The sequence below is a fragment of the Candidatus Avelusimicrobium sp. genome, from assembly GCF_051874775.1.
GTDB lineage: Bacteria > Elusimicrobiota > Elusimicrobia > Elusimicrobiales > Elusimicrobiaceae > Avelusimicrobium.
The window spans coordinates 1-12,063 of the sequence record NZ_JBJEGE010000007.1 but is presented as its reverse complement, the minus strand read 5'-3'; the positions used below and the strand labels follow the sequence as shown (position 1 = coordinate 12,063).

Below are 12,063 nucleotides of genomic sequence, written 5' to 3'. Positions count from 1 at the left end.
GAGCCCTTATATGCACAAACTTACTTTTATCTTATTAGCGTGTGTATTATGTCCATCTCTTGCCGGTGCGTGGGGATTGCTGCCCCAATGTGTAACCCGCGGCCCGAACGGAGAAAATAAGCCGTCGTGTTTGGGGGAGTCTTTCGTAACGGCGGGGGCCGTGCCGTGTTTGGAGGTAAAAGTGATCGATGAGCAAAAGCGTTCAGGCTATGAAGGCGCCGAGCTTCGGCGCAATTTGCGCGAGTCGGTTCAAACAGCATTTAATTCGTGGATAAACACTGTCCGCGGGACGATAGCGTCTTCCGAAGACCACGCCAAATTTGACGATTTTTTAAAGTCTTTTCCTATCGCTTTAGAGGTTCGCGTTCCGGGTGCCGCACGGGAGCAAACAACCGAACGCCGCCGTAAAAAAGAGTCGGTGCCGTCCCCCGTTTCTACGGATAAAACCTGTATGAACTTAACGTTGAGGATCGGTGGTGATGGTGGTAAAAGCTGTGCGCAGGCTTTTGTGGTAGATAGCGAGATTAAATGGTATAAACATTACATTGCTGATCCCAGCAGCGGTAGTAGGACTCCGTTGGAAAACGCGTGCCCTGCTGAATCCGTGCTTGCCCACGAAATCGGGCACTTGTTGGGCTTGGCTGATTTATATGAGAATAAATTGGAAGGGCTCGCCAAAGACATGGTAATTACGCAGGATTTTTCACTTTTGAGGACGGGGATTGAGATCAGCACTATGGAACGGTTTTCTATGATGGGTAAACGTTCCATCGGCTGCGACGATGTGGACGGCATTATTAATATGGCGGATTTCATGGCTGTCAAACGAGGTGAGGTTTCTGATCGCGTTAAAAACGGGTGGAAAAGTTTTTGCCCCGCCTATTCCTCTGTTCACTATGCTTATGGACAGCCCTATAGAACGACGGTTGAACTTGAGGAAAACAAAGAACGTATTGATGCGGTGTTATTTTTTGAACAATCTTACTCAAAATGGAATGCAGAATATAATCGGTTGAACGCAGAAATACAGACGTTGAACGCCCGTGTGGATACTGCGCCTCTCCCGTTAAAAACTGCTAATTTGATGGATTCTGCCAAGGTAAACTATTTAGAGGATCTTCGCTCGAAAGTTCGGGCGTTGGCTAACAAGTTGGAGCGTCAGGACCCCACAAAACCTATTTTGGAAGAATATAAGCAACTGTTGAAGGATAACGAGGAGGAAAAACTAAACTCTTTTGCCAACCAAGCAGTGTTGGACAACTATACACCCTACCAAGTGCATTTAGAAGCATCCGAAGCCAAACCGCGCCATCGCTGCATAAAGTGTGATGATCCGATTCCGCCGGAAGAGGAGGTGGTGCGCACGGTAGAGGAATATATCCTTTATCAGCACTCTAAATGTCGAAAAAAGCCTTTGTACAAGTCAAAAGTAGAAGCTTATGCCAACAAATACGGATACGACCGAGAAAAGATTCCCGCGCCGACATATAGCCAACTTCGTGCCCAAGCTATAGCTGAGGGCATCCACTTGGAATCTACTTCCCAGAATCTTGATTTGCCACTCCCAACGAGGGAACAGAGCGGATCGGCTTCAAGGCAGGGTGCTTCCTCTGTGGTTTCGCGCACTTCTGAAAAACATAAGAACGCAACAGGGACTAAACCGGCGGGAAATTCGTCAAAGACGTCAGGGTTCAAACCAGTAACTCCGTCCGAAGCGGATCAATTTTCGGAAGCTGCTCTTGTGGGCCGTCCGCGCGCAAAGGTACAATCTCTTCCCAGTTCGCCTACGGCAACTTCTGCGTCAACGGCGACAGCTTCGGCCAAGCCTGCGGCACTGGTCTGCTCCGTGTGCGGTCAAAAAATTGCAAACGAAGCGGACGCATATATCCCTCTGAAAAGAGGCTACGGCCCCGTACATAAACATTCGGAATGTGCATTTAAGTATTTTTCGCGTTTCTATTCGGTGGACAATACCAGTTTGGAGCAGTATAACAAGTCTTATTGGTTTGGGAACGAACCCCGCGACGTAACCGCAGCAAAAGGGTTGATGAAGAAGCTGGGCCTTACGCCGGAAGAAGTAAAAATGTATACTGTTAATTCGCGCCGACAGGCACAACAATAACGTGAGGCTTTGGAACGCGCCAAAAAGAGCGATTAGTTAAAGGCCGCTTATAAGCGGGTCTGTGCGGAGGTATACGTAAAAGTATCGCAATCGGATAAAGAGAAATTTCTCTTAGATCATCGCGTGGCACTCAATTCTATCCGCAGGAAACAGAAAGACAATAAAAAGCTGAGCAAGAAAGAGCAGCGTGTATGGCAGCGGTATCAAAATATGATGGCGAATGTGGAAAAACAAAAAAATGTGATGAAGCCGTTGCGAAGTGGAAAACTTTTAATGGAAAATAAAAGTATTTGATAAAAACGCCCCGCAGTAAGCGGGGCGTTTTGCATAGGGCGACCTGTTTCACCTTTGCAGATGCAAGATAATTGCCCGAGGATGGGTCAGTGTCAAACGCATTTTAAAATGCTAAAATAACAATATGGCTAAATTAGTAAGAGGGTTCCGCGATATTTTTGAACCCCAATCCAAAAGTTTTACTGAACTGGAAAATTGCGCCCGCGGCGTATTTTCCCTCTACGGTTTTGGCGAACTGCGTCTGCCTACCGTGGAACTTAAAGAGCTTTTTATTAAGTCTACCGGCGAAACAACTGATATCGTGCAAAAAGAAATGTACGCGTTTGAGGATGCCGGTCACCGCCAGTTGGCTATCCGCCCCGAAGGCACCCCCGGGGTGGTGCGCGCATATTTAGAAAATAATTTTACGCAGAACGCACCCGTCCAAAAATTTTATTATATCGGCAATATGTTCCGTGCGGAACGCCCGCAGGCGGGCCGCTACCGCGAGTTTGAACAAATCGGCGCGGAATATCTGGGCAATTCCGCTCCCGCCGCCGATGCGGAAGTAATTTTGATGTTAAAGGATATTGTGTCCGCGTTCGGCGCGAAAAATTACAAAGTAAAAATCAACAGCTTGGGGTGCGACAAATGCCGTCCGATTTATCGTCAAGCGCTTATTGATTTTTTGTCTAAGGAAAAAAATACATTGTGCGAAAACTGCCAAACACGCCTTGAAAAAAATCCCTTACGGGTATTGGACTGTAAAATAGACGGCGCACGTTTTGCGGGCCGTGTTCCTGTGATGACGCTTTGCCCTGACTGTCAGGCCCATTTTGACGAAGTGCAGGCGCTTCTTAAGGGAAAAATCGATTTTGAGGTAGACCCAATGCTGGTGCGCGGACTTGATTATTATTCCCGCACCGTATTCGAGTTTCAGGCGGGCGATGCCTCCCAAAATGCGATTGCCGCCGGCGGACGTTACGATACGCTTGTAAAAAATATGGGCGGCCCCGCTACTCCCGCTATTGGTTGGGCGATGGGGGCCGAACGCGTCATTATGGCCCGCGGTGAGGTTCCAGCCCCGAAAACCAAAAGCGTGTATTTCGTATCTATGGATAAATCCTGCAACGAAACAGCCTTTAACTTGATGCAAGCCCTGCGCGAAGCGGGCGTGCGCACGGAGGGGGGGCTTTTTGATAAAAACATTAAGGGCCAAATGAAACAGGCCGACCGCTGCGGCGCGTCTTATGCGCTGATTTTGGGTACGGACGAAATGGCCGCGTGCGAGATTACTTTAAAAGACTTGCAAAGCGGTGAGCAAAAACGGATTTCTTTTGACGTTTTAACTGATGAGGTAAAAAGACTTGTATGAAAAGAACCAATTATTGCGGTGGGGTTACCGCAGCCCTGTTGGGCACCAAACAAACTTTATGCGGCTGGGTAAACAGTTACCGTAACCACGGCGGAGTATTGTTTATCGACCTGCGTGACCGTACGGGTATCTGCCAAGTGGTGGTAGAACCGTCCAGTCCATTTTTTGAACTGGCTTCTACGCTGCGTCACGAGTATGTGGTGGAAATAACGGGTACGGTCAAACGCCGTGTCGAAGGTGCGGAAAACCCTAATATAAAAACGGGCGAAATCGAAGTATTGGCGGAAGAGTTAAAACTGCTCAATACGTCAATTCCGCTTCCTTTTGATGTGGAAAAATCTCGTTCCGTGGCGGAAGAAATCCGTCTAAAATACCGCTATCTGGATTTGCGTAACCCCAAAATGTTCGCAAATCTCTATTTGCGTCACCGTATTATGCAGGCTGCCCGCCGGTATTTGGACGAAAACGGATTTATTGAGGTGGAAACACCCGTTTTGACGCGTTCCACTCCCGAAGGTGCACGCGATTATTTGGTGCCTTCCCGCATCCACCACGGCGAATTTTACGCGCTCCCGCAAAGTCCTCAGATGTTTAAGCAAACGTTAATGGCCAGCGGCATTGACCGTTATTTCCAGTTGGCGCGCTGCTTTCGCGATGAGGATCTCCGCGCTGACCGCCAGCCCGAACATACGCAAATTGATATGGAAATGTCCTTTGTAACGATTAACGATATTCACGAAATAGTGGAAGGATTGGTAAAAGAAATTTTTAAAACGGCGGGTAAAGAATTAAAAACGCCGTTTGTAAAACTCCCGTTTGATGAAGCAATGGATCGTTTCGGATCTGATAAACCGGATTTGCGTTATGCGTTGGAAATTAAAAACGTGGGTGAAATTTTTGCCAATACCGGTTTTAAAGTATTTAAAGAACTCCTTTCCGCCGGCGGTGCGGTTTACGCTGTACGCGGCGAAAAGGGGGCGGAACACTCCCGCAGTTATTTTGATAAGTTGACTGAACTCGCTAAGAAAAACGGCGCAAAGGGCCTTGTATGGCTAAAAGTAAAAGACGGCGCATTTGAAGGCCCGTCCGCCAAGTTCTTTACCGAGGGCGAAATGAATGCTTTAAAAACTGCGGTCGGCGCACAGGAGGGGGACGCTATTTTTGTCGGCAGTGACATAACCCGCCGCATCTGCCAAGAATTTATGGGCGTCATTCGTAAGGAACTCGTCAAAGGTCTGCCGCAAACGACGGAATGGGCATTTGCGTGGATTACCAACTTTCCGCTCTTGGAATACATTCCGGAAGAGGACCGCTGGGATGCGGCTCACAATCCGTTTACGGCGGCGGTGGAAGAAGATCTGGAAAAACTGGAGTCCGATCCCGCTTCCGTCCGCTCCTACCAGTTTGATTTGGTGCTTAACGGTAACGAGTTGGCTTCCGGTTCTGTGCGCAACTGCCGCCGCGATGTGCAGGAACGCATTTTGGCTTTGATGAAACACTCGAAAGAGGACGCAGCAATCCGCTTTGGTATGCTCTTAAACGCGTTGGAAGCAGGAGCGCCTCCTCACGGAGGAATTGGCCTTGGGTTGGACCGTATTACCGCACTTTTGTGTGGTGAAGATTCCATTCGCGAAGTCATTGCTTTCCCCAAAACAGCTCAGGCCTTCTGTCCGCTGACGGAGTCTCCGAATAGAGTAGACGATTCTCAGTTGAAAGAATTAGGCATTGCGGTTATAAAAGAGTAGTTTAACCAAGTATACTGACAACCCCGCGTCCGGATGGCACGGGGTTGTCGTATTTTGTAAACTCTCCCGCAAAGCCTGCAGCTTACATTCGGTCCTCTAGCGGATTGCTTGAGTATTTATTGTTTTTACGGTGACAAAGTTTTTCTTTTTGGATATAATGAAAGAATGAAAACACTTCTCGGCCGGCTAGCTTTATTTACTGTTATTGCGGGACTGTGCGGTTGTACTCCTTCTGAGGAGGATATCCACCCCAAAAAAAATTCATCCCGTTCTTATAATTTAAGACGCTATATTCCCAAAGGGCAGGAATTGCGCGCTCTTGAACAGTCTCGTTCTAAACCTATAGTGTCGGAACCGTTGCTTCCCTCGGAAGCGTTGCGGGAATTTTTACCGAAATCGCCCGATACGCGCATTTCGCAGGCGGTGGTTTCCCATCGTGCGGCGTTAAAAGAGTCTGTTCGTGCTTCGTTTGCCCGCCGTGCGGCGGATAAAATGTCGGCGTTGGCGGAACAGTTGAAGGAGGAAGTTTCCTCCGCCGCAGCATTGGCGCAGACACCGGAAGAAATGCAAACACGGGTAGCGGAAGTGACGTCGCGTTATGTACAGTCGTTTTCCGCAGTAGGCGAGGAAGAAACCGCGAAAGGTTGGACTCGCGCGAACGCACAGCAGGGACGTTTGTCTGTAGCTGAGTTAAAAAATGCGTTTCAAGAGTTAGCCGTCTTGTTGGAACGCGATTACGGGCCGTTGTGTGCCCGTAAGGCCTTTCCTATTCTACAGAAAGCGGCCGACGATTACGGGTTGGTACTTTCTTCCGTCAAAACGGAGGAAGATTTTGAGCCGCAGTTTGCCCGCGTGGGACACGAAGCCGATCAAGCATTTGCACAAGTGGCTGCGCGTTACGGGGACCCCGCATTAACCTTTTCGCCAGAGGAGGTTTCCGTTCTCACGGCGAGGATGATTTCTGCCCACCAACGAGCGGAACGGATGTTTGAAAAATTATACGGCAAAGAAGCCGTCTTTCAAACACGTGATATTTTTGAAAATTATTTAAATGAGGCGAATAAATTGTTCGCTAAAGCGGGTAGACTGTCTGATTGTCTGGAAAAATTGGACGCATTAAACAGTGCTTACCGCGAAGAAATGACATCTTTGCAAGTGAAATTAAATGAAGAATTAGAACAAAAACTTTTATCGGCGCACCAAATGCGTTCGTTACAATAATATGGAAAAAAAGAATCTTCTGCTGCAGCTGTCTTTTGTGATTGTCGTATTTTTAGCTTTAGGACTTACTTTTATGCGTATGTCCGGTATGGATACTGTGGCAGGATTTCTGTTTCCTTCCCGTAAAAACGAGGACGCTTATAGGGGCCGGTTTATTCCGCCGGAAGTAGCGCACAGAACGTTGGAATCGCTTAAAAATGAAGAGCTGTTGGGGATTGCTCCTTCTACAGCGGAAGGGGGGCTTGGTTTGGCGCCGGAGTCCAAACGAGTGCAATTTGCGCGGCGTTATGGACGGAAAGGCAATGTTTTGGGGGCGGGAGGGGGCTACTCCTCTTCCAGACAAACGAATCATTTGAGGAAGGGAAACCAATCGTCTTACGGCGGGGAGTCCGTGCCCCGCAACGTAGAGGCGCAGTTGCCGTCTTCTGAACGGTATGGCGGACGGGAAGGTGCGCTCCGTTATTCTTCATCTGTATCACGCGCACGCGGTGGGGGCGTTTCTTCTGAGTCAAGTGCTTATGGTGCGCTTAGGCAAAATAGTACGCGCGGCGGGATTACTGGCGTGGCCCGTCCGACTATACAGGAGCAGTCTGCCCATACCTTCTCCCCGTATTTGGCTTCGCTTACGCCCGAAGCCGCCGCGTCTTTAAAACGTCAGCTGACGGGGCTTTCGTCCCGTGTGGAACGCGCCGTATTGCAGGCTATGCTTCCCAAGAGCCGTAAGGATGCTAATATCGAAAAATACCTTAAGCGTAATTCTTCCTATTCTGCTGATGCTGGCCCGTTTGCAAGCGTGGCAAATCAGATGAACGTACAAAAAACGGGCATTATGAATAGTATGAACGGTGCCTTCGGTAAGGAAGCAGCCGATGAAGCCGGCAAGGTAATGGACGCATACCAAAAGGAACTGATGGGCGCGCTTTCGCAGAAAGGATTAACGCAGGAGCTGGCGGCACAAAAGGCGCGTGAGATTGGCCAAAAATATGAAAAAGAATTGGAAAAAGTCGGACAGAAATATGCGTTAAAAGAATTTAAAGAACAGCGCGAAGCAAAAGATAGCACGTTTAAAAACCAATTAGCCCAAGCCTACGGCGCGGATATCGCAGGGCAGGCGGGGGATATTTTGGCATCTTGGCGGGAAAAAGATATGCAGCTTGCGCTGGCTAGGCTTTCGGAAGAAGAGTATTATAAACAACAGTTGGAAAACCAACGCGCCTTACATAAAGATTTAGAACAAATGCTTTTGCAAAACGGTCAATCATTGCAGGGACTTCAAAGCGCCGAGAACGAAATGGAACGCCTCCGCGTAGAGCAGGCCCTGAAAGATGAAGAAGAAGGTAAGACATTGCCGAAAGAACATTATTTTGACGAAAAAACGATTGCAGCCGCGTCTGCAGATTTACAACGGGAACGCAGCGAAAAACTGGAGCTGGCCACGCGTATGTATGGGGAAACGGGCGGTGAAGCCGTCAGCGCCATTTACGACCAGCACGAAGCGCGTATGAGCGAAGTAATGCACAGTAATTTGCCGTTTTCCGCCAAACAGAAGAAGATGATGGAAATCCGCCAAGATACCAATGCGCAAATAGAGGCCTTGCAAAAATCTCCCGAAATGCGCGAAGCGCGCGAGCAAGAACAAGTTAACTCTACAATGGAACAACTGATGAAAGACCCCGGGGTGGTCAATGCGTCCCCCGAAGAAAAAGCGGCGTTTGAACGTCTGGCGCGGCCTGTTTTACAAGATATGTTCCACCGGATTAATGAGGTTTCAGAGTCCGACTTGCCAACCGATGAAAAGAAGCGGCGTATCGCCGCTTTGCAGGAGCGTGCACAGCGGCAGCTCGGCGGAGGGCAATAGATAAGACAACTATAATTATCTTTAGAATGCACCACAAGAACGGGCAGGAGGTACTTTCCTGCCCGTTCTTGTTTTTTTTACTGTTTAAGCTCCAATCCGTGCGGTGAGAAAGGGATAGATAGGGTACCCCTTGACCCGTTTTTTTTTTTTGATAAATTAAGAATAATTCCAAGTAAGGGAGTAAATATGACGAAAAGCCGTTGTGCTGAATTGATGTCAGCATTTAATCAAAGAGGGTTTACCTTAATCGAATTATTGGTTGTTGTTTTGATTATCGGTATTTTGGCGTCTGTTGCGCTGCCGCAGTATCAGACGGCGGTACGCAAGGCGCGGTTAACGGAAATGCAAACGATAGTAAAAGCCGTAAAAGACGCACAGGAAATTTATTATATGTCCAACGGCGAGTATACGTGCGATTTTTATGCTTTAGATATTACTCCTCCCGCCGGAGCGCGGATAGAGGCGAACGGAGATATTACGCTGCCCGGCGGGGGCTTATTAGAGGTGGGTAATGCGTGTGGCAGTACGGGAAATCGCGTATATGCTTATCACGAGCGGGAACATTTGGGATTTGCCGTCTATATGGACCACAGCCCAACGTCGGCGGGAAAGTCCTTTTGCGTGGCGTATGCGGATGCAACCAGCCGTAAGGTATGTTCTTCCGTTAGCGGCGGCGCGCAAGGGTTTTCCGCTTGTAATGGGGACGGCATGTCAGAAGGCTGTATGATGTACGAAATTCCTTAACCTTTTTTTAGTCTTCTTCTTGTGCCGCGCTGGCAAACTCCGCCAGTGGGAAATAGTGGTGTAAAATGGTTTTGTAGTCTTGTCCTGCGTCGGCTCTTCCCGCCGCGCCCGTCTGGCAGAATCCCACGCCGTGGCCCCACCCGCCGCCGTAAAACACAAAGTATTTTAATTCGCGGTTTTCGTAGTGGGGTTCTACAATAAAATAACTGCTTCGGAGCATTCCCAAACTGAGATTATTGCGGATGACGTTTTCTTTATTAAGCGTTACGGTACCTTTGGTTCCTTTTACCAAAAGGCGGCTTACATAACCTGAGCGCCCGCGCCGAAGCGGAATCAAGGCCGTGATTTTACCAATGTCTTTTTTTTGTTTTTTGATAACAGCGCGAAGTTCCTCTTCATCTACCACGCGCGTCCAGCGGTAGGCCGCCATACTGACGTGCTTATCATAACGGCTGTAGGCGTCGTGCGGGTATTGCAAGAGTTCCTTAAAATGATACGGCTGCAGATTGTTAAAATCAAAATCTTTATAGTCTGATACGGGGTTTAAATAGGGCGTTTCATTCCAGCCCGCTTCTTTTGCACTTTGCGTAATGCCGCCGCAGTTAGCCGAAAATACGCTTTCAATCGGCTTGTTTTGGTAGTTTAGCATTTCTCCCATTGTGGATTCTACTGCGGCATTTCCGCGTTCGCTTTCCGCGCTTACGCCGCCGTATACTTGGCAGTTTTGTGTATCGCACACGTCGTATCCGTACGAGCGGTGCTTGCCCAGATGTTTTAATGCGTATGTACGCGCAAGTACGGCTTGGGCGCGCAGTGCATTCATCGGAAATTTGGTCGGCATTTCGGAGGAAATAACACCTTGCAGGTATTCTTCCATATTGACGATGTTGACGGGTACGAGGGTGTTTTGTCGGGGATTATGTAAAATTTGCAGTTTGCCGCGGTATTCTTTATCGTCCACGCTGGCCCACGTCATTCCCGCTCCGCTCATTACGCTTTTAACGATAATCGTATGGCCTTCGCCTTCCGTGTGTGAAACCGGAACGACTGTAACAGATTTGGAGAACGGATATTTTTTGCCGTTGGGAGCCGATAAGTGCGCCTTTCCGCTTTGCAGGACGGCCACCCAGCTTTCCCGCGCTTTTCCTCGGGCGATAACTTTTCCCGCCGCATCCGTTACCGTAAAATCGTGTGACGGAAGAAAGTGTATCTTGTCACGCACGGAGGGCTTGCCGTTTTGGCGCATTCCGAGACCCACTTTTATCTCCCGCGTGCCGGCGGGGGGGATGACGGGTTTTACAAATGTGTGTTTAAGGAGTTCTTTCCCGCCGGTAATTTCTTTTTCGGGGCGTGTTAGCCGCGGACGGAGCCGTTCGAGGGCGCGGGCCACTTCGGGGCTTGATTTGTCGGAGGAGTAAATCATCCGGAACTGGCGGTAGGCTTCGTTGTAATTACCTAATTTTTCTAATGCGGCGCCGTAATGTTTTTTTGCTTCAATAAACTGGTGGTCGTAGACGGAGGCTTTTTTAAACGCTTCGGCGGCGTTTTGATAGTCTTTGTCCTTTTCGTATAAAAGCCCCAATAAATAATTGGACAAAGCCGTGTGCGTTTTGCCGCGTGCGGCCATTTTTAGGTTATATTTGGCAAGATCATTTTCGCCTAAGCCCATTTGTGCGCGGGCCAGATTGATAGATAAAAATTCCGTGCGGGCAGGATCGTCAGGCAGTTCGGAAAGCAGTTTCTCCGCGATTGCGTATTGTCCATCGGCCAAATAGGCTTCGGCGGCGGTTTCAATAATTTCGCGGTCTTGCGGGTGGGCTCGGTAAGCGGCAGTAGCGATATCCACTGTTTTTTTGGGTTCATTTTGCTCCATAGCAATATAGGCCGCATTTAGAAAAGCTTGTTTGTTTTGGGTTTCTTTAGAGAGGTTGATATAAGCGTTTAGCGCCTTTTCGGGTTCATAGGAAAAGTATAAGTCGCCCGCTTCTTTCAGGCGATCTGCTTGCGTTTGGGGCACGTCCGCTGCAGCCGGAATGGCGGGGAAGAAAAAGTAAAAAAATAAAATTTTAAAAAGGAATTTTTTCACACAGTCCGTCCCTTTTTCTCTTATTATATCATAATGCCTTTTTAGTATAATAGGATATATGAATTCGATTCCTCAATGGCTTAAAGAGTTAGTCGGCCGCAACAAGGCGGCCTTGCGAACTTCCGTTGCGCTGGGGGCGGAAGATTCCATTAAGCGCCATACGCTTCATACGGTGTGTCACGCGGCCAAATGCCCCAATAGAGGGGAATGTTTTAATTGCGGGGACGCGACATTTATGGTGCTGGGCGATATCTGTACGCGCGGCTGCCGTTTTTGCGCTGTAGGGCGCGGCAAACCGCTGCCCCCGCAGGACGACGAACCCGCCCGCGTAGCCGCCGCCGTGAAAGAGTGGGGAATCCGCTATGCCGTTTTAACGATGCCCACCCGCGATGATTTGCCCGACGGCGGAGCTGCCCATTTCGCACGCGTGATTGAGTCCATTCATCAAACTACTCCGGACGTAAAAGTGGAACCGCTTATTTCGGATTTACAAGGAAATTTAGAGGCGTTAAAAACTGTGCTGGAGGCCTCGCCGAACGTGCTTGCACATAATGTGGAAACGGTGCCGGAATTGTACGGTTCCGTGCGTATCGGCGCGAAGTATGAGCGAACGCTGAAAGTCTTGGAGTTAAGCAAAAA

8 protein-coding genes are annotated in these 12,063 nt (G+C 48.9%); 7 read left to right on the top strand and 1 reads right to left on the bottom strand.

The features are described from left to right. Positions 1–10 precede the first annotated feature (10 nt). The 6 genes from ACI351_RS00750 (at position 11) to ACI351_RS00725 (ending at position 9,338) form a co-directional block, all read left to right on the top strand. Positions 11–2,122: a hypothetical protein gene (locus ACI351_RS00750; RefSeq protein WP_439733348.1), complete on the top strand. Its 2,112-nt coding sequence runs from the start codon at positions 11–13 to the stop codon at positions 2,120–2,122. A 418-nt stretch (positions 2,123–2,540) separates the two neighbouring features. Next, complete coding sequence (gene hisS / locus ACI351_RS00745) at positions 2,541–3,770, top strand: histidine--tRNA ligase (protein WP_439733347.1); 1,230 nt, start codon at positions 2,541–2,543, stop codon at positions 3,768–3,770. Further along, entirely contained in the window at positions 3,767–5,515 is a 1,749-nt protein-coding gene (gene aspS / locus ACI351_RS00740) for an aspartate--tRNA ligase (protein WP_439733346.1), read from the top strand. Before hisS ends, aspS begins: the two co-directional genes overlap by 4 nt. A gap of 165 nt (positions 5,516–5,680) precedes the next feature. Further along, complete coding sequence (locus tag ACI351_RS00735) at positions 5,681–6,736, top strand: hypothetical protein (protein WP_439733345.1); 1,056 nt, start codon at positions 5,681–5,683, stop codon at positions 6,734–6,736. 1 nt (position 6,737) lies between these two features. Continuing rightward, positions 6,738–8,594 carry a hypothetical protein gene (locus tag ACI351_RS00730; RefSeq protein WP_439733344.1) on the top strand — a complete coding sequence of 619 codons (1,857 nt, stop codon included), beginning with the start codon at positions 6,738–6,740 and terminating at the stop codon, positions 8,592–8,594. Positions 8,595–8,780: 186 nt separating this feature from the next. Next, positions 8,781–9,338, top strand: a complete 558-nt coding sequence (locus ACI351_RS00725) for a type IV pilin protein (RefSeq protein ID WP_439733343.1) — start codon at positions 8,781–8,783, stop codon at positions 9,336–9,338. 7 nt (positions 9,339–9,345) lie between these two features. Here ACI351_RS00725 and ACI351_RS00720 read toward each other — a convergent pair whose 3' ends face one another. Next, positions 9,346–11,424: a SpoIID/LytB domain-containing protein gene (locus ACI351_RS00720; RefSeq protein WP_439733342.1), complete on the bottom strand. Its 2,079-nt coding sequence runs from the start codon at positions 11,422–11,424 to the stop codon at positions 9,346–9,348. A gap of 58 nt (positions 11,425–11,482) precedes the next feature. Here ACI351_RS00720 and ACI351_RS00715 point away from each other — a divergent pair. Next, the coding region (locus ACI351_RS00715; RefSeq protein ID WP_439733341.1) for a lipoyl synthase at positions 11,483–12,063 on the top strand (581 nt) is incomplete at its 3' end.

Bases quoted from the DNA above. Each gene is read 5' to 3' on its own strand.
- ACI351_RS00735 (WP_439733345.1), top strand. From the start codon at position 5,681: ATGAAAACACTTCTCGGCCGGCTAGCTTTATTTACTGTTATTGCGGGA.
- ACI351_RS00750 (WP_439733348.1), top strand. From the start codon at position 11: ATGCACAAACTTACTTTTATCTTATTAGCGTGTGTATTATGTCCATCT.
- aspS (WP_439733346.1), top strand. From the start codon at position 3,767: ATGAAAAGAACCAATTATTGCGGTGGGGTTACCGCAGCCCTGTTGGGC.
- ACI351_RS00730 (WP_439733344.1), top strand. From the start codon at position 6,738: ATGGAAAAAAAGAATCTTCTGCTGCAGCTGTCTTTTGTGATTGTCGTA.
- ACI351_RS00725 (WP_439733343.1), top strand. From the start codon at position 8,781: ATGACGAAAAGCCGTTGTGCTGAATTGATGTCAGCATTTAATCAAAGA.
- hisS (WP_439733347.1), top strand. From the start codon at position 2,541: ATGGCTAAATTAGTAAGAGGGTTCCGCGATATTTTTGAACCCCAATCC.